The following is a 19,242-nucleotide window of genomic DNA, read 5'->3' as shown; positions in this document are numbered from 1 at the left end:
TTATTCGGTCTCGCCGGGCGCGGTCGTCGCGGCGTAGAAGCGCTGACGCTGACGACCGAGCTCGTGCTTTGCCGTACCCTCCTGGTTACCCGGACGCCCCGAGGTCATCGGCACTCCAACATCCCAGAACGCTCCATTGCCGGAGAGGTAGCGCCACGGTTCGACCCGGGCGACGATTACGGCAGGCCGATCCTCGACCCCACGCGCCTCAGTGAGTGCCGCCTTGAACTCATCAATCGTCGTCACCGTCCAGGACACGCAGCCCATGCTCGCGGCGTTCGCAGCGAGATCGACGTCGACCACGGGCCCATCAAGACGGCCCGTCGCGTCGTTCCTCTCACGCAGTTGGGTGCCGAACTCAGCGTCCGGACCGCCTTTCGCGACTTGCAGGGGCCAGATGCACTGATGACCCCGGTTGTCGATGATAACGACGACGATCTTCTTGCGCTCCTGCGTGGCCGTGACCAACTCCGTCGGCTGCATGAGGTAGGTGCCGTCCCCGATCAACACAAAGACGTCGCCTGGCGCGTCGGGCGTCGCGAGACGATAACCGAGACCTGCAGGGATCTCATGACCCATGCAGGAATTGGCGTACTCGAAGTGGATCTCAGTGCCGTTCGACGGATCCCACGACTTGTGAACGAGTTCGACAGCGCCGCCGGAACCGAGAATGAGAGCGTCGTCGGCACCGGTGTGCTCGTTGAGCGCGCGGGCAACCTGCGCCTGGCTCATAACTTCACCCGGGAAATCCTGAAGGTCATGTTCGAGCCGCTCGAGTGTGGCCTGCTGCGCGTCGGCAATCTCGCTGCCGTAACCTTTGGCGCCCCCATAGCCCTTGGCGGCCAGTTTCGCGTGCAGCGCGCTGAGCGACAGTTTCGCGTCACCCACCACCGGGTACGAGCCCATCTTGTGGGCATCGAAGGAGTTCACATTGAGGTGAACGAACTTCACCCGGGGGTTCTGGAAGACCGAATGCGACGCTGTGATGAAGTCCTGCAGCCGCGTGCCCACGCAGATCACGCAATCAGCTTGATCCGCGATCTGGTTCGCGCCCACAGTGCCGGTGACACCGAGACCACCGAGGTTGAGATCGCTGAGGGGACCGCTGCCCTTTCCGGCGAAGGTTTCAGTCACCGGAATTCCGAATTCCATGCTGAACCGGGCGAGCTCATCCTGCGCTTTGGAGTAGCGGACGCCGCCTCCGGCGACGATGATCGGGCGCTTGGCGCTGCGGATGATCTCAACAGCGTCCATAACCTCATCCTCGGTCGCGGGCCTGCGGCGGATCGGCCAGACTCGCGGCGCGAAGAAGGACTCGGGGAAGTCAAACTCGGCACCCTGGACGTCCTGCGGTAGGCAGACGACGACGGCCCCGGTCTCGACGGGATCGGTCAGGACCCGCATCGCCTCGGGAAGCGTCGAGAGCAGCTGCGCGGGGTGCGTGATCCGGTCGAAATAGCGGCTGACCGGACGGAAGCAGTCATTGGAGGACACATCGCGCTCGATAGGATGCTCGATCTGCTGCAGCACCGGATCCCCGAAGCGATTGTTGATGATATCTGCGGGGAACAGGAGGACAGGAAGCCGATTCGTCGTCGCGGTGGCCGCGCCGGTAACCATGTTCGTCGAGCCAGGACCGGCTGAAGCGGTGCATGCAAGCGTCGACATACGGTTAGTGGCCTTCGCGTAGCCGATCGCCGCGTGGACCATCGACTGTTCGTTCTTCCCAGGGTAGTGCGGGAAGTCAACGCCGTATTCGTCGATCCCCTGCGCCAGGCCAACGGAATTGCCGTGGCCGAAGATCCCGTACATACCGGGAATCAGGCGCCTGCGTTCCCCGTCCAGTTCACTGTATTGAACTTGGAGGTACTCAACGATGGCTTGCGCGACGGTGCGTCGGCGGACGTTCCTGGTCTCGATGTCAGTGCCAGTATCGACGGCTGCTGTGCTGGTCATGAATTCTCCTCAGTCTTGAAGGTACGTCGGCTTTCCGAGCCGATTCGTCCTTAGATCAGGTTGGCACCCCCGCAATGGGACGTTGTGTCCCACTTTGATACGGGATCACGGCGGCGGGAATTTAGTAGCACTGCCCACCACGGATCACCGCAGCCAAGAGACGAGTGCGCCCCGGGAGGTCCGGGGCGCACAGTGAGATCAGTCGAAACGGTACGGTTCGTGAGGGCCGACCGAAGGCAGCGGGCGTGGTCGCTCGCACGTGCTCTCAATGTCGATGTGTCGGCCAAGCTGCGACGATTTCTCGAAAGCAAGCAGCACTTCCAGCACGTGATAGGCGAACGCTCCACCCGTGCGCGGCTCGACCCCGTTGCGGATCGCATGGCCGAACTCGGCGAGTCCGATACCGCGATACGCGTCGTCTCGGTGCGTGATCGGGGTTTCGCGCCAGTCACCACCGCCGGGAGGCGTCATGTCCAGCGCCAAGTCGCGAGGCTCACCGCGGCGCAATATCGGAGCACCTGAGAAATGATCCGGGTTCGGCGCCGCGATGGAGCCCCCGGTCCCGTAAATCTCGAGGTGCGGTAGGTTGTGGTTCCAGACGTCCCAGCTGACGATCACGGTGGCCACGCCGCCCGACTCGAAATCGATCGTGCCCGTGACGTGGGTCGGGGTCTGGATCTCGATGACGCCGTCATATCCTCCGTCCTTGGTGGGGCGGGGACGGGTTTCCGACGAGCGCGGAGCGGAAGCCGAAACCCGTTTGACGGGCCCAAAGAAATTCACCAGGTTGGTAATGAGGTACGGTCCGATGTCAAGCATCGGACCGGCGCCCGGGCTGTAGAAAGGATCGACGTTCGGGTGCCAGTGTTCGTAGCCGCGGCAAGCGAACGAGGCGAATGCGGCGACAGGTCGACCGATCCAGCCGTCGTCGATCAGTTTACGGCTCGTCTGCATGCCCGATCCGAGGAAGGTCGTTGGAGCCGAGCCCACCTTTACACCCGCCTTCTGAGCGGCGTCCAGGATCTGTTCCGCTTCCTCGAGCGACGTCGCAAACGGCTTCTCGGAGAGCACGTGCTTGCCGGCGGCGATCGCCTGCAAAGTCACCGGTGCGTGCAGCTTCGGCGGTGTCAGGTTGAGCACCAGTTCAACTTCGTCATCAGCAAGCAATTCCTCGGGCGAGAGTGCCTTCGGAACCGCGTATTCCGCAGCACGCTTTCTGACTGCCTCGGCGTTGACATCCGCCAGTGCGACGACCTTGACGTCGGGATGCACCCCGATCTTGTCGAGGTATTGGTTGAGAACATTTCCGACGCCGATGATGCCGACTCGAATGGGTTCCATTAAAATCTCCGTCACTAGTTATTTGAAAGCTTCCGGGGCGAGGAACTCTCCCCGCCCCGGAAGCGGGTGCCGGCGGCATTCCGCGACCGATGGTTGCGGCAACGGTCCGAGTGTCGCCGGGGCCAATCGCGTCAGTTCAAGACGCTGGGCTCAGTCGCTCGTCACGTACCGCTGCGGTTGCCTCTTCGTCGACACAGCCGTCCGCGATAACCACACCGTAGACCTCAAGCGCAGCCTCTGTAGAGACTCGCCGCTCGCGAATATCGTCGAGCACTGCGAGCACGTCACGCTCCAGCGGGTCACCGTAACCACCGCCGCCCGGCGTGATGGAGACAATCTTCTCCCCGCGCCGAAGATCGTAACGGCCGACGACGGGAATTTCGCGACGCTCGCCGCTCTGGAGATCCTCCACCCAGGCTGCCGGCACCGCGCCGCCTTGACCGCCGCGAACCCCCTTGGGCGGATTAAATTTGCCCTCAAGACCGTATGTGAGCGTCACGGCCTCGGCCCGTGGTTCCATCGTCACTCGAGTGGCAAGTCCGCCGCGCTGCCGGCCAGCGCCACCTGAATCGGGTACAAGAGTGCGCTCGTGGATCAGAATCGGGTAGCGTTGCTCGTCTACCTCGACGCTGTCGTGGTAGAGAAGGGCGCCACATACCGGTCGCTGGTAGGTTGGCCATCCATCGACGTAGGGAGTCGCAGGACCGCCAACGCCGCCGACCAGGATCTGGTTCACGTACGCATTGCCGTTCCGTTCATCGATGCCCGAGATCACTGACTTCGCAGGCGCCTGCCCGGCTGCGCCCTCCGCAGTGCCATAGCCGTCGTCGATCTGTGAAAACGCCGCTTGCACGATGTTGACGACGCGATCGGCGAGGTTTGTTGTGCCGGATGAGCACGAATAGGGATGCTTTGGCACCCCCACTGCGCAGCCGTCACGCAGCAGCACCTCGATGCGCCGGAATGTCCCAGCGTTGCTCGGCAGGTTCTCCGGGATCCCGGAGAGAATCCCGGCTAGCGCTGCACCGGTGGCCGTTGCCCTCGTGAGGTTGAGGCCGTTCGGGAGGTTGTCAGGGTTGTCCCGCAAATCGATGGAGATGCGGCCCTCGGCGGGCTTCACGGAGATTGTTGCCTGCAGCTTCACACCGTCTGGCCCCGTCCCGGGGAAGGGGTCGTGCGAGGTCGAGCCGTGGAGGACGTACTCCGGCAGGGTCTCGATCGCGCTGACCGCCAGACGCTCTGAGTAGTCAAACCACGCATCCACGAAATCCACCAGGCTGTCCACACCGAACTTCTCTGCGAGCTCATGGATCCGGCGCTCCGCGATACGAGAGGCGCCGACTGATGCGAGGTAGTCGCCGTACCACTGCTCAGGAACGCGGATGCGGGACCGGCACATGCGGATGATGTCGTCGATGTCGGTGTAGTCTCGCTGTACCCGAACGCAGGGGAAGATCAGGGCCCCCTCTTCGTAGACATCGCGCGCCGTCGCGTAGAACGTCGTCGGAAGCGAGTTGCCGCAGTCAGCCTGGTGGGCCTTCGTCACGGCGGTGAACAGGTGCCGCCCTTGGATAAAGATGGGCACCAGGATGACGTGGTCCGCGGCGTGGGAGTTGCCCCGATAGGGGTCGTTGTGGAGGAACGCATCACCTTCACGGATGTCGTCGTGAAGTTCCACCATGTCCTCGCCGAGTGGCCCGGCTCCGAAGACGTGCACGGGCACGCCCTCAGCTGCGGCGAGCAATTGGTTGTCTGCGGTCAGCACCGCGCACGAGAAGTCTCGCGCAGTGTTAATCACGGATGAGCGGGCAGAACGCAGCAGCCCATTCGTCATCTCTCGGACGATGCCGTCGAATGCATTGGCAAGTACCGAGAGCTTCACAGGATCGAATTCGCGCGTCACGGTTACGCCTCCTTGCGGGTCAGGTAGATGTTGGATCGATCGTCTAGTGTTGCGTTCCACTCGGGCGGCACGACGATGGTCGTTGTGGGCTGGTCAATGACCGCGGGCCCGAGGACCTTGTCCCTGGGTGCGAGAGTGACGCCACGGTAACGCTGCGTGCTGAAGCTCTCGCCACCGAAAATGACGCAATCGGTGCGGTGGACTTCGCTGGTGCGGCTGACCTCGGTCTCGGTCTTGGCGTGTTCTGGCCTTGGAATCTCCACCCGCACACCCCACGTGATGACTTCGACGCGGCTGTCGGGATCGTGCGTGCCGTTCCGGCGGTCGTGTTCCTCGTGGAAGGCCTGTTCAATCACGGCTGCTGCGTTGCCGGCGGTGTCGGGGGCAGCATCAAGGTAGACGCGAAGATCCCACGCCTGGCCAGGGTAGCGTGCGTCGACGAAGTACGTAACGTTCGCTGCTTCACCAACCCCCTCGAACCGCCGGCTGAAGACGCTGGCCTTGGCTTTCAACTCCTCCACTGCGCGAGCTGCCGAACCGGCGTCGAAACTGCAGGTGTCGTTGTGGAGCGGGGAGAGGAATTCGGTGGCAATGGGCGCACGGTGGGCACCGTACGCCGCCAACACGCCGGCGGTCGCCGGGATGAGCACGGTATCGGCCTCCAGGAGGACGCCGATGGCCGCTGCCACCATGGCGCCGGCGCCACCGCCGGCAACGATCAACGCACCTCGCGGGTCAACACCCTGTTCCAGGGCGGCCTGTCGGATCGCGGTGGCCATGTGGTTGGCGGAGACGTCCAGGATGGCTTGGGCCGCTTGGACGGTGTCCATCTTGAGCGGGCCGGCAATTCTTGTGTCGATGGCCCGGATTGCTGCCTCGCGGTCGAGCGTGAATCCGCCCTCGAAGCCTTGGGTGTCTAGATAGCCCAGTGCGACGCAGGCGTCGGTTACCGTGGGTTCCTCGCCGCCGCGACCATAGGCTGCAGGACCCGGGGTGCTGCGGGCGCTCTGCGGACCCACCCGAAGGAGGCCACCGCCGTCGATCCATGCAATGCTGCCACCACCGGCACCAATGCTGGACACGGCAACCGACGAAAGCCCAGTCAGGTGTCCGACGAACGGCTCACCAAGCCACGCTTCACGAGTGTGGCGGACGACGCCCTCCTCAACCAGCGAAACGTCGAACGTCGTGCCGCCCATGTCACACACCACAACCGTGTCGCGGTCCGGAGCGGCGGCTGCGCCGACAAGCGGCGCCATTGACGGACCGGAGTTGAGCAGCAGGACAGGACGGTCCAGCACATCTGCGACGTCGAGCACGGCACCTTCGGAGGTAACCACCAGCAAGTCGCCGGCGAAGCCATACTCCTCGAGATCCAACCGCAACTTGCCCAGGTGGTCGGCCATCAGCGGCTTCAAGGAAGCGTCAATCGAAGCAGCCGAGGAACGCCGGTACTCGCGGATGGTCGGGTTGGCTTCATTGGAAAGCGTGTATGGCACACCCGGCAGGACTTCCTGGATAAGTTCGGCGATCCGCCGCTCGTGCACGTCGTTGACGATCGACCAAAGGAATGAGACAGCGACGGCCTCGATCCCCTGGTCCTCGAACGAGCGGAGCACATCGCGCACCTGGTTTTCATCAAGCGGGACCAACACATCTCCCTCAGCGGAGATGCGTTCCTGGATTTCGAATGTCAGGTGCCGGGGGATGTAGGGCGGCGGGTAGGCCGCCTTGGAATCGAACGCGTCCCGGCGTCCACCTTCACGCAGCAACAAGGTGTCGGCAAAGCCTTCGGTTGTCAGCAGAGCAGTCTTGGCGACCTTGCCAGTCAGAACTGCGTTGGTGGCGTGCGTGGTGCCGTAGACGATCACGTCTGCGTTACGCAGCACGTCGTCGCCGCTCCAGCCTACGGACTCGGCAGCCCGACGGACTGAGGCCTCGAAGCCGGTAAAGACGCGGTCATAGGTGGTCAGCGCCTTACCCACCGCCATCTCACCGGTGTTGGAGTCAACAACAACGTCCGTGAACGTGCCGCCGGTGTCGACGGCGATGCGGTACCTCGCCTCGCCTGGTTGTGTTTGAACTTCACTCATTGGTCTTCAATACTTTCGTAGAACTTGCTTGTGAAAGCCTCCGCGGCGCGGAGGTTGCGGATTAGAGTCGTGGTTTGCCTACGCGGTTGCGGAGCAGCCCGACCCGTTCGATGTCGATCTCAACCGTGTCTCCCGGCTCAAGCCAGACCGGCGGGTTCCGCTTCGCGCCGATACCTTGGGGCGTGCCGGTCGCGATGACGTCACCCGGCTCGAGCGTGAGGAAGCTCGACAAGTACGAGACGATGCGGGCGATGGGGAAGATCTGGTGCCTCGTGTTCGAGCGCTGCATCTCAACGCCGTTCACCCGGGTCACCAGCTCCAGATCCTGCGGGTCTCCGACCTCATCGAGTGTCACGAGGGCTGGGCCCCAGGGAGTTGAGCCATCGACGGCTTTGCCGGCAAGCCACTGCGTACCGCGGTACTGGAGATCTCGTGCCGTGATGTCGTTCAAAGGAGCCAGTGCTGCAACATAGTCGAGTGCTTCGTCCTCCCCGACCCGGCTCGCACGCCGGCCGATGACTACGGCGACCTCGCCCTCGAAGTCAAGGTTCTCACTGACCTCGGCGCCGCCGATTTCGTCGTCGGGACCGACAAGGGTCGTTGCGAACTTCGCGAAGACATCGGGGTACTCGGGGAGAGCGCGCCCGGTTTCAGCGACATGATCCTTATAGTTGAGGCCGACACAGAGAACCTTTGCGGGATCCTGCAACGGAGCGGTCAGACGCATTTCGGAGCGCGCACCAACACGTGCGCTCGGGGTGCTGGCCGCGAGTGCGTCCGCAGCCGCCGAGAGCTCGGCAAGCTCTCCCCCGTAAAGCTCCAAGAAGGTCCGGACCGAAGAAGTTGCGCCTTTGGATGCCTCTGGAGCGATCTCGAACAGCCGTTCCAGATCGTACACAGCGTCGTCGACAAGCAATCCGCCGCGGATGCCCGATTCGTGTTCATAGGAGACGATTTTCACAGTTCGTGTTTCCTTTCTTCCCTCAAGAACGAGGGGAATCCTGGGCTACCTTGAGCACGGCTTCGGTGAGACGATCACCGATCTCGGCGGCGATGCTCTCATCCATAGGGGTCGAGAGCGAGAGCAAATTGGCCGGTGAGCCAAGAAGACCGCGCTCATAGGTGGCCCACCAGAGACGGTGCTGGGTGGCTTCGTCCACTTTCGTCGCTCCGGCAGGAACGGCGCGAAGCAGAGAACCGCGACCACGAACTTCCCAGCCGGCCTCAAGGATCCGGGAATTCACAGCATCCCGAGTTAGGTCGCCAAGTTGGTTCAGACGCTTCACCTCGTCTTCGGGGTAAAGGCGCAGGGCGACGGCACCGGCGGCCATGCTCACCGGGTTTCCCGAGAACGTGCCTCCGTGGGGCAGACTTCCAGGGCGGGTCGGGTCCACCTCGGCCATGAGCGCAGCGAGTCCGACGATTGCGCCGACCGGGAATCCGCCGCCGATGAGCTTTCCAGTGGTCAGGAGGTCCGGGTCGACGCCGTACTCGCGGCTCAATCCGCCGTAACCGAGCCGGAGACTGATGGTCTCATCAATGATCAGCACGATCCCATAACGGGTCGCGAGCCTCCGGGCCTCGCGAACGAACTCTTCCGAGATGCTGAGCAGACCAGCACGGTTTGGTAGCAGGTCAAGGATGATCGCAGCGTAAGAGTCCGGGGCAGCTTCGATTGCCTGTCGGAGGAACTCGATGTCGTTGAGCGGCACTGAGGTCACGTCATTGATCACCCCACGGGTAACACCGCGCGTGTAGCTCGGGCCACCCGGAACCAGCGCCACCTCGGACGTACCGTGGTAGCCGCCCTGGGTCACGATCACGCGCTCGCGCCCAGTACTCGCACGCGCGATCCGGATCGCGGACATCACCGCTTCGGTACCTGAGTTCGCGAAGCGCACCTGATCTAGAGCGGGCAGGCGTGACAGAAGAAGATCTGCGAGCTCCCATTCGTAGAGGTTCGGAATGCCCCAGCTCGCGCCCGAGGCGATGGCCTTAGTCGCCGCCTCGGTGATCTCAGGCTGGGCATTGCCGTGGATCAGCGAGGTGAAGTTGTTGTTCGCGTCGATCAGCTCGTGGCCGCGATCATCCCAGACCCGGTATCCCTCGCCCCGGATCGCGTACGGGCTCGGCGCTCCGGTGTAGTAGGTCGACCGACCGTAACCGCCCGGCAGCAGCGGGAAGCCCCTCGGTCCCCTCCGAAGATGGGGGTCCACTGCGGGCCCACCCTCGAGGATCCGCTCCGTGTGGTTGCTAGTTCCCAATGTGTGTTTCTCCAATTTCTTTAGTTCACCAGATCGATGAGTGGCTGCCCGGTGAGCGCCAGACGCACTCGTTCCACCGCACCTTCTTGTAGCGCGCCGGTTGAGCGGTTCGAACGCCACGCGATGTGCGGGGTCAGGATGGTGTTCGGCGCGGATCGCAGTGGGTGCTCCGGGTCGAGCGGCTCGTGCGCGAAAGTGTCGATGCCTGCTCCAGCGATGTGCCCGGAGCCGAGCGCGGCAGCCAGAGCAACCTCGTCGATGAGGCCGCCGCGCGAAACGTTGACCACCACGGCGCCCTTGCGCATCTTCCCTAGCACCTCCCCGGAGACAAGATTCGACGTTTCGTCGTTCAAAGGCAGATGCAGCGAAACGACATCGGAGTTCTCGAGCAAGTCGGCTAGAGCGGACATTTCCACGAAACTTTCCGTGACGAACGGATCGTAGCCGCGAACTTGGGCGCCGACCGCCGAGTACATTCGTGCCACATGCTGGCCTATCCGTCCCATTCCGACAACGCCCACCTCGAGCTGCGAGAGCACCGGGGCGTCATAGCCGATGGTCCCGTTCCAGCCGAAGCGGCGAATGGCGGTATCTCCCGTGGGCAACCGCCGAGCGAGCGCAAGGCCCATGGCAAATGCGTGCGAGGCCACTTCCTCCGAAGCTGTTCCCGGGACGATCGATACGGGAATCCCGGCCCGAGAAGCGGCGTCGACGTCGATGTTGTCGTATCCGATCCCATAACGGATCACTGCGCGGCACTTCTTCATCAGCGGGAAGTCGGCGGCGTTGAGCCGCGCGTAAGGAGTGATCATGACGATCTCTGCTTCCCCCAGTCCTTCCCGGAACGCGTCGCCATCCGCGGCGGCGTTGAGTGTGTAGCCGAACTCCTCCGCGAGCGCGTACTCGCGTTCCAAGTCCGGGAAGTGATGAGGAGCCACCAGAATTGTTCCCTGGTCATCGCGGTTCATAGTGTGCCGTCCTGTTCGTGTCGTGCCCTAGTACGATGCCGGAGACCCGATCGAGCCGGGCGCCCCGCATTGCATACAAGTACATCTCGAAGTCAAGACCGCCATCCGTGCCAGATCGATACACTCGGGGCTTTGGGAGAACTACGGGATTTCCCTAATTGGCACAATCGGCGTCCCGGCGATGATGGTTCCATTCTTAGGTAGGCCGCGATGGCGCTGCCGCAGGACGGGAGGCAATACATGAGCATTCGGACGACGTGGAGCAATTGGGCGGGCACTCAAGGCTGCCAGCCCGAGGCGGTTGTCAATGCCGTTTCCGTGGAGCACGTGAGCGAGATCGTCGCCGACGCGACCAGACGTGGGATCTCGGTTCGCCCGGTAGGGACCGGTCACTCGTTTGCCCCATTGGTGCCAACGGACGGAATCGTGCTCGATATCTCCGCGATGTCCGGAATCATCGACATCGATCGAACCGCCGCTCAGGTACGTGTCAAGGCCGGCACCCCAATCTCGGCGATCGGGGAACCTCTGTGGGACGCGGGTTTGTCCCTGAAGAACCAAGGAGCGATTGATCTCCAGACAATCGCCGGCGCGGTCAGCACGTCCACCCACGGTTCAGGACTGCAGCTCACGGCCTTGTCTGGCGCTGTCGTCGGCGCAGAGTTGATTACTGCTTCCGGCGAACTCGAGCGGATTGGCCCCAATGATCCACGGCTCCCGGCCCTTCGAGCCTCAATGGGGCTGCTGGGGATCCTCGTCAGTGTCGATTTGCAGCTCGAGCCTGCATTCAAACTGAAGGAATCGCTCACGTTCCAGCCCTTCGCAGAGGTCCTGGACCGATGGGACGAAGGGAACCGTACACACCGACACTTCAGCTTTGTTCGCGGACCAATGTATGACATGTCAGCGGTTCTGCCGCCGTTGCCCAATGACATGGACGACCCGACTTTGGTACGCATCTTCGACACCGTCGATGCAGACACCGAGGACGATTACACTCCAGCTGCGCGAGTCAACCGACCGTACAGGATCTACCCCGACCACTACCCAACGCCGTGGGAAGAAGTGGAGTACTTCGTTCCCTATGACACGGCCCACGACGCTTTCGCGGCATGCCTGCCCGTCATGAACCGCTTCCCTGACGAATTCCCCATGGAGGTACGAACTGTAGCGCGAGACGAGTCCTGGCTGTCACCTATGTACGGACGCGACTCCGTAGCCATCGGCTTCTGCCGGACGAAGGGCAGGGGCAATCTGCACTTCTTCCACACGATCGACCGCGTTCTGTCTGAGTTCAATGCAAGGCCGCATTGGGGCAAGCAGCAGTACTTCCTCGACTCCGATATTCTCCGCGCCCGCTACCCCCTGTGGGACGATTTCAACGAAGTCCGAAGGAAACTCGATCCCACAGGCACGTTCCTGAACGCTGCGCTGCGCGCGCTGTTCGAGTAGAGGGTTCAGGGGCGACTTCCAGTGAGGCTTCGCCCCTGACCCGGCGAAAGCACGAACCAAATCCTGTTACAGGTCGAAGCCCTTGCTGCGGAAGTAGTCCATCCGTCGGTAGAGCGTGGAACGGCCGATCTGCAACATTTCGGCGGCCAGGCTGCGATTCCCGTTCGATTCCTGAAGAGCCGTACGAAGTTCGCTTAGTTCCGCATCCTCAAGCCGCGAGAGCCGTCCAATCGTCAGAACTCTTTGGAATCCTTGGGGAAGATCATCGACGGTGACCTCGGCACCCTCGGCTCGTTCCACGGCGTTGGACACAACGGCGCGCAATTGATCAATGTTTCGCGGCCAATCAGTATTCGTGAGCGTCGTGATGAGCCTGCGCGACAATTTTTGACCGCCCAGTTCTTCCGCGATGGAATTGGCGAGTTGTGGGATATCTTCCCGCCTATTTCGCAGTGGAGCAACAGAGATCTCGAGTACATCGAACGCCTCGGAGAGGAGCAGGGTCGAGTCGGTAGGACGTGTTGCCGTGAAGATCAGGCGGAGAGACGAATTGCCCCGAAGCTGCTTCGCGATTTCGGATGCCTCGACCTGCGAAAGTTCGTCGGCCTGTTCGACAATGAGCGTCGCAGGCCGTTCGGTGTCAATTTGGTGGAGAAGATCACGTATTTGCGGACTGCCCAGTCCACCATTCTGAGCATCGACCGCGATACGCTCCCCGCGCAGCGAAGCGATTGCCTCGGCGAGATGTCGCTTCCCGCTGCCGATCTCTCCGAGGATCGCGACCGAACGCGCCTGCTCGACCGCCTTACGGGCAAGATTCAGCATGCGCATAAATTCGGCGCTTGCCCCGTCGAGCTTGGTTCGCAGCCTGTCACCTGTATCTAGCTGGGCGGTCTCTGCCTTACGCGGCGCACTCCTCGTTGCAGATTTTCGGTCTTCCGGCAGCGCGTCGACTCTGACTACGACAATGGCCCCAACGTTCGACGCCGAAAGGCTCACTGGAGAGACTTCGAGCGTTGCTGGCCCGGAACCTTGAAGGATCACCTCGCGGTTCAGATTACGTCCGGACGCCATTACGGCTTTTGCATATCCGGAGATGATGGAGAAGTCGCTTTCCTCTAGAGAGGCCGTGGCAGACGAGTTCAACAGGAAGTTCTTCCCGTCCATCGCAATCACCGCGCGGTTTCCGCGACGCCGGGATATCCTCAAATACTCGCTCAGCAGGGCCCGTTCCTTGGAAGAGGTACGCTGCTCGATATCGCGCTCGATCCGGGATGCCACACCCTCAAGCATCAGCAAAGTCGAGGACGGTTCGATACCCGATACCCGGTTGGCGGGCAGAGTCAGCCCGATCACGGCGCGAACTCGGTTGTGGAACGGGTCCCGGACGAGGGAGGCAAAACACCAGTTGCCCCTCATGTCCTCGCGGAAGTGTTCCTCAGGTGCGAGCCAAACTCCCCGCCCCTCTTCGAGCGCTAGTCCTTCGCCGTTGCTGCCGATGCTCTCCTCCAAGAGGGAATACCCGGCCGGAAATCCGTCATCTTCACGAAGAAAGTTCGCAGTGACGAGCACGCCATTCGGCGCCGTTAGGCTCACGTACCCGCCCATGTCGGCTGCAACTTCGTCCAGCTTTTTGAGGTGTGGTCCTGCCGCCTGGATTGTGTATTCGTCTACGCGACCGTCGTCGAATATTCCGCGGTCGGCCGCAGCGTCGACACCGGCAGCCCGGCTTCGATACCAGGAACGGGCGATCATCGGTCGGATCCCTGTGAGCTCAGTCTGTGGCTGCATCAGAAACAACTCACGGACTCGGTCAGCGCGCCGGAACCGCTCGTTAAACTCCTTGGATAGTGACCCTGCTGAAGCCATAGCGAGCACCTCCTTGTTATCTCACAGCGGAAGGGCAAAAGAAACACAGTCCTCATTTGATTGGACAACACGATATCCCCATAGTCAATGGTCGGCGTTCGCTGTGGTCGGTTCCCTTCAAGCGTCATTGGCGTGGCTTTCCGCGAGGCATTCATAGATCATTCCAACAGGGATATCGTCGCTGAGTTCGATGATGTAGGAACCTGAGTTGTGCCACGTGACCCTAACGCCACGTGTTCCCCCGCGAGATGCTTCTGCTTGGACGTGCCTCATCGCTTCTTTTGTGACTGATCTTCCAAGGGTGTTGTACGACTGCCGTTGAATCGTGTCGCGGGCGGCGGCCCTGATTGGCCGGGCGTCTTTGAGGCTAGAAACCATTGAGAACCGCTTCCCACTTGCACTTGGTCCACACTTCGAAGCCCTCGGAGCGTTCAAAGAGCTGTCGGTGGAGAGCTCCGTCGTGCCGCAGCCAGAGTACTTGGTCATCCCTGGTGACCGCGTCCACATGACCGTAGCGCACCGGTTTCCCGCTATGCCGTATCTCGACATCGAGGCCGACCAGTGGCCCCCATTCGTGCTGGAGGTGGAATTCCACTCCTATTCCCTTCCGGTAGGTGCGTAACGTGAGAGATCGACAGTTTGAGGCAATATCAGCCCCTCCGAACAAAGACCCCGTCCGACTTGAAAAATGTCTGTGTTTCGGATTCTTCATTGACGATCCACAAGACTCCTCCGCTCCCCGACACTTCCTCCACTCGACCTTGAGCAATGACTTTTGCGTTCCTCACGATGGTCACCACCTCTCCGCCTCGCAGCTCGCACCAATCGGACAGCGCTGCGTGCATCCTGCGTTCTTTGACTGCTTCTCGAGCCTTCACTTCTTTCACCTTGATCTTGATTCAGGCGACTGCTGCCGCGATGTCCGGCCAGATAACGTCGTTGGGTAAGTCGCCAACGGGAGGCTTTGACACGGGCGATGTGCGTTGCCATGGACTGAAACGCCCGCTCAACTCTGAGCTTTGCTTGCGGTTCACCGATTCGCGGTCGGATGACTCCCCCGGAATTGTTCGGTCGCAATCTTTGATCGTCCGTTCCCACTCGCTATGCCGACCAAGCGCGAGCTTCCGGTTCATCATTGCAATCAACTCACTAAAACTAGTTGGCGTATTTGGGTCTCTTCCAGAATCGGGCCTGGGCAACAGGACAAAGCGTGTCAGTTTGATACACCGTCGGGGACAAGCCGCACAGCCGTGTACACAGGAGGAGTGCCGGGATTTTGCACCGTTCGCCCTCGAAGAGGCCCATTCGAGGCATGAATCCGCACGAAGAAGGAAGCCCAGAATCTGGGCGTTTTCCCGCCCAGGTGACTAGCCGCCGTCGGGCACTCTCCGTTTCGTGCACGCCTCTCCGGCGCGATACCCCACCTCGAGTGCAACGCACGGCGGCGGCAGCCAGTTTTCGCGGCCGTGACCGCTCGGTTTCTGCGGCTCAGACTGCGAAGGCACGTAAGATGAGGGCGTCGAAGACGCGATCCGTGAGCAGCCAGTGGAGGAAGAGCATGGGGATGGATCCGAATCCGCCGCGGTACCGGGAGCGCGGGCGCCTGGTCCGGACGATCTTGACGATGGTTTTGTCGATCAGTTTCGTCGCCGAGGTTGTTCGGGCGTCGGGCTGGGAGCTGGCGGTAAGGGTCTTGGCGACGCCGTTGACGAGGGTGGAGTAAGCACTGCCGGTGGCGTTTTCTTTCACGTCCCGCGCGGCGATGGCACTCCATTCGGTGCGGATTGAGCCGGGCTCCGCGACGACGATGTTGATGCCGAACGGGGCGGTCGCGATGCGCAGTGCATCACTTAGGGCTTCGACTCCGTATTTGCTTGCGTGGTACCAACCACCGAGAGGTAACCAATGTCGCTCCGTAGCTCCGTGCCCGAGGTGCATTGAGGCACGTACGTCGAAGACTTAGGGTTGGACCGCCATCTGCGCTTCCATAAAGCAGACATAAGTGTGGACACTGTCCACACCCACTTTGGCAGGACAAACGACCATGCACAGCTCCCCTTTTACGACCGAAAGCAGCTTTCCAAGACGCTTCCGCGCCAAGGTCGGTTTCATCATGTCGTCCCCGGAACCCTGAGCCATGAACTGGTGTTGGCCAACCACGACCAACCAGACAGAACCGGAACGAGGAACCGCATAACCCCACCCCAGAGCAGGCGGAGGGCCCACCAGCCAGGACCCTGAACCCGCCACCCACACACCTTCATAGGCCACCGCGGCGGCCAGGCACCAGCCCGCGCACCGAGCGTCAGAGGGACGCCACCACAAGCTTTGTACACACGTTAAAGCAAAAACCCCTCTGACGAGGGGGAATGCTGTGCCCGAGGTGGGACTCGAACCGCATTCCGAGCCTTGGAAACACTGGGAACTCCCGAAAACATGCCGAGTACGGGCCAATCCGGCACCGGTACGACCCAGTCCGACGGAAATAGTGTTGACACTGTCAACACCTCTCTTCTTAGCCTTATATCCCTTGCGAATGAGGCGGGCATGCAGATTTCGCGCATCATTGCCGTTTTCGGTGTATCGACACTCAGAGGAATGCGATGGCCGTCCCCGGAAACCTCGGCCGAGCTTGAGGACACGCTGGGCCGCCGCTACGACATTGTCGCCCATGGACACCGCACGATCCTTTGCGCTCCATCGGTTCGCTGCACCCAGGCAAGGTTGAGTCCCCGATGTTTGAGGAGCAGGTTCAGACGAAGTTGATGGGCGATGCCATCACGCACTGCCGGGGTGGTAACAGGGCCCGGCCTTGAACACCATGCCGGTGTCCGCTTCGCTCTAGCAGCTCTGTCCACGCAATCATGAACTGGACTTATCCATCTGCTCAGGCGTGTTCTGATAGCTCAAAGTCCCCACGCCCTTTGAGGACTTCTTCAATTGTCCGTCGCAAATGCTTCGCCAGGGGCCCAGGCTTACTATGAACGACGACGTGGTGCCCCTCGTCGATTAGCTCCTCGACGTATCGCGCCGTAACCCAATTATCGCTGGAGTGATCGTTCAAATGTCCGTGAACGTGTACCTGCGCGCAGCCCTCACAAGCGGTCTTGAATATCTGCAACTGAAGTTCATCTTTTCCGTGCAAGTTTATAGCGCAAGGATCATCTGAGTAGCCCAGCTTCACTACGGAGCAAATCCAGCGGCTGATCTGATCAATCGATTGGAAGTTCAGTATGACCCGGCCCTGTGTTTCATCTTCAAGCATCTCAACGGCGTCGACGCCGCCCCTACCACTGCTCTCCGCCATGAGATCGACGAGTCCGTACTGCGTCGACGATGTGTAGCCGACCGAGATTGTGTTTGGCTGACTGGTGATTTGGAACTGTCGAACTCCCTCGTGCCTGTGTGCGTTGAGAATCATCTCAAAAAGAGCGTTCTCTGCGACAAGTCTGTCCGCGTGAGTGAACACTTGCTTCGCTCCGACATCGTCAAAGAAGTCCGAGAGCCAATCGGTGATCTGAGCTTTGGCCGCCCTCTCGTTATCGTCCGTGGCCAGTCGCTGCTCGTGGGCAAAAAGAGTGGTCGTATTGCTGTTGCCGACACCGCCCTGCTTTATGCGCGCCAGGTCCTCCGCTCGATTCTTCCAAGCATGCAGTAGACCAACCGAATATCGGGAGTGGTTTGAGTCTACGAGGGACGCATGTGGCTTACAGAGCCAGATCCCATTTGCCGAATCGGCACGTTGCGACGAAGTCAGTTCCGCATCATAACGAGGACCACCTGGAGACGCGGCAGTAATGTGTGCTGCATCCCCAGTGCGTGCAATCCCAGTTACACGATCCTCGGAAGGCCCGACCGTGGCCCCTTGACAGTTCGGGTTGGAGCACAGGTAGCCGACTCGACTGCCAAGCGCGATCTTCGTCTTATCCATGAAGTCATCACGAGTGTCAGTCGCCTTCGTGGCCTTGGGGATCATGAAGCAATTCAACCAGACACTATCGATGCAGTCCGACAGGCGCTGCCGAGCACTGATATGTAGTTCTGGTTGTCAAGAGTGCATGGATGAGCGGCTCCTGGGTTTTGTTCCGGGGGCCGCTCATCGTGTACCGGCCGGTTGTGATGTGGTGCGGGCGAGTCGTTTCTTCCGACTGCAGTGTCAGGCTGACATTCGCGGGTTGGTTACCGCATGACGATTTGTTCGGCTGGAGCTTTATCGGTGTCTAAGTTCGAGCGTCGACGGCACGGGCTGTCTGCTCATAGTGCGTTCCCGAGTTAGCTCCGGGTGCTGCCATCGCACTTCGGTCACGTCCCGGCCGGCCGTTCATCTCAGGCCGCGTTCATGCGTTCTCCTTGCTGGAGTGGTGCGGCCAGTGACCAGCACCAGCCGGCGAGTTCACGGGCGATCGCGGCGTTGGCTTTGACTGGCATCTTGTGGCGTTCATCGAAGTGTTTCCATTTGCGGTGCAGCCGGTGGTTGCCTTCGAGGGCGCGGATGCGGGTTGCCGGGGCGACGAGGTCAAGCTGGCGCAGCAGCCGGTCTCCAGGGCGTGTGTAGGGGCGCCGGTGCACCCAGGCCGCTTCGATGAGGAGTTTGCGGGCGTAGGTGTTCCCGGCCTTCGTGATCGGGCCCTGGTGCCGGGACTGACCGGAGGATTCCTCGCTGGGAACCAGCCCGAGATAGGAGCCGATGGACGAGCCCGTGAAGCGGGTCCAGTCCCCGATCTCCACGGCCAGCCCGAACGCAGTCGTGAGCTGGATGCCGCGCAGACACATCAGCGCGTCAATCACCGGCGCGTAGCGGCACGCTGCCACCGTCGCGGCAACCTGTTTGTCGATGCGCGCCAGCTTGGCGGCGAGCAGCTCGGCCTGCTCGACATCCGCCTCGTAAGTGAACTGCAGCGCCGGTTCGCTGAAGCGCTGGCGGATAAGCCACTGACGGTGTTCCTGCGTCCATCTGGTGTCTTTCGGGTAACGGATCCCGTGGCGGAGCAGGACGGCGTTCACCTGCTGGCGGGCATGCGCAAGGTCCTTCGCCGCGCCGGAGCGCAGCCGGGACAGATCCCGCAGGGCTTCCTCGTCAGGGTCCGGGATGCGCACCTCGGTGACCGAACCGACCGCGAGCATTTCGGCCAGCACCCGGGCGTCCCGCCGGTCCGTTTTAATCCGGTCCCCGGGGGCGCGGAGCAGTTTCGAGGACGCCGCGACGACGCAGTTGATGCCCGCGGCCTGCAGGTATCGGGCCAGGACGAACCCGGTAGGGCCGGACTCGTAGACGACCTTGACGCCCGGGCCGAAGCGGCGGATCCATTCCAACACGATGGCCGGGTCGGCGGCCATGCTGTGGGCGCTGATTTCACCCGTGGCCGGGTTCAGGGCATGGCCCACGACGGTGACCG

The 19,242-nt window shown here is 61.7% G+C and carries 13 protein-coding genes; 2 read left to right on the top strand and 11 right to left on the bottom strand.

Annotated features, from left to right (window positions below; genetic code table 11):
* From iolD to QRN51_RS12855, 7 genes are all read right to left on the bottom strand, one after another.
* On the bottom strand, positions 1–1,956 hold the full coding sequence (gene iolD / locus QRN51_RS12885) for a 3D-(3,5/4)-trihydroxycyclohexane-1,2-dione acylhydrolase (decyclizing) (protein WP_284990247.1): 1,956 nt from the start codon (positions 1,954–1,956) through the stop codon (positions 1–3).
* Positions 1,957–2,154: 198 nt separating this feature from the next.
* Entirely contained in the window at positions 2,155–3,297 is a 1,143-nt protein-coding gene (locus QRN51_RS12880; RefSeq protein WP_284990246.1) for a Gfo/Idh/MocA family protein, read from the bottom strand.
* Between the two features lie 136 nt (positions 3,298–3,433).
* A complete protein-coding gene (locus QRN51_RS12875; RefSeq protein WP_284990245.1) occupies positions 3,434–5,200 on the bottom strand; it encodes a hydantoinase B/oxoprolinase family protein in 1,767 nt (588 codons plus the stop codon).
* 2 nt (positions 5,201–5,202) lie between these two features.
* Positions 5,203–7,293, bottom strand: coding sequence for a hydantoinase/oxoprolinase family protein (locus tag QRN51_RS12870; protein WP_284990243.1), 2,091 nt, complete (start codon positions 7,291–7,293; stop codon positions 5,203–5,205).
* A 61-nt stretch (positions 7,294–7,354) separates the two neighbouring features.
* On the bottom strand, positions 7,355–8,254 hold the full coding sequence (locus QRN51_RS12865; RefSeq protein WP_284990242.1) for a fumarylacetoacetate hydrolase family protein: 900 nt from the start codon (positions 8,252–8,254) through the stop codon (positions 7,355–7,357).
* Between the two features lie 22 nt (positions 8,255–8,276).
* On the bottom strand, positions 8,277–9,557 hold the full coding sequence (locus QRN51_RS12860; RefSeq protein ID WP_284990241.1) for an aspartate aminotransferase family protein: 1,281 nt from the start codon (positions 9,555–9,557) through the stop codon (positions 8,277–8,279).
* Positions 9,558–9,577: 20 nt separating this feature from the next.
* Positions 9,578–10,525 carry a C-terminal binding protein gene (locus QRN51_RS12855; RefSeq protein ID WP_284990240.1) on the bottom strand — a complete coding sequence of 316 codons (948 nt, stop codon included), beginning with the start codon at positions 10,523–10,525 and terminating at the stop codon, positions 9,578–9,580.
* Between the two features lie 240 nt (positions 10,526–10,765).
* On the opposite strand from QRN51_RS12855, the gene QRN51_RS12850 reads away from it, so the two are divergent.
* Positions 10,766–11,977, top strand: coding sequence for a D-arabinono-1,4-lactone oxidase (locus tag QRN51_RS12850; protein WP_284990239.1), 1,212 nt, complete (start codon positions 10,766–10,768; stop codon positions 11,975–11,977).
* A 66-nt stretch (positions 11,978–12,043) separates the two neighbouring features.
* Here the strand turns inward: QRN51_RS12850 and QRN51_RS12845 are convergent, their stop codons facing one another.
* Positions 12,044–13,768 carry a sigma-54-dependent Fis family transcriptional regulator gene (locus tag QRN51_RS12845; RefSeq protein WP_502870864.1) on the bottom strand — a complete coding sequence of 575 codons (1,725 nt, stop codon included), beginning with the start codon at positions 13,766–13,768 and terminating at the stop codon, positions 12,044–12,046.
* A 523-nt stretch (positions 13,769–14,291) separates the two neighbouring features.
* On the opposite strand from QRN51_RS12845, the gene QRN51_RS12840 reads away from it, so the two are divergent.
* Complete coding sequence (locus QRN51_RS12840) at positions 14,292–14,468, top strand: hypothetical protein (protein ID WP_284990237.1); 177 nt, start codon at positions 14,292–14,294, stop codon at positions 14,466–14,468.
* An 866-nt stretch (positions 14,469–15,334) separates the two neighbouring features.
* Here the strand turns inward: QRN51_RS12840 and QRN51_RS12830 are convergent.
* From QRN51_RS12830 to QRN51_RS12820, 3 genes are all read right to left on the bottom strand, one after another.
* Positions 15,335–15,784 (bottom strand): hypothetical protein, encoded by a 450-nt coding sequence (locus QRN51_RS12830; RefSeq protein WP_284990236.1) that lies wholly within the window; start codon positions 15,782–15,784, stop codon positions 15,335–15,337.
* 949 nt (positions 15,785–16,733) lie between these two features.
* Positions 16,734–17,822 (bottom strand): hypothetical protein, encoded by a 1,089-nt coding sequence (locus QRN51_RS12825; RefSeq protein ID WP_284990235.1) that lies wholly within the window; start codon positions 17,820–17,822, stop codon positions 16,734–16,736.
* Positions 17,823–18,172: 350 nt separating this feature from the next.
* Positions 18,173–19,242, bottom strand: a 1,070-nt coding sequence (locus tag QRN51_RS12820; RefSeq protein ID WP_284990234.1) for an IS110 family RNA-guided transposase, incomplete at its 5' end; no start/stop codon positions are given.

Origin of the sequence: Arthrobacter sp. efr-133-TYG-120 (assembly GCF_030209785.1) — a bacterium.
Taxonomy (GTDB): Bacteria; Actinomycetota; Actinomycetes; order Actinomycetales; family Micrococcaceae; genus Arthrobacter.
Note: the sequence above shows the minus strand (reverse complement) of the source record. Positions and strands in the feature narration are given on the sequence as shown.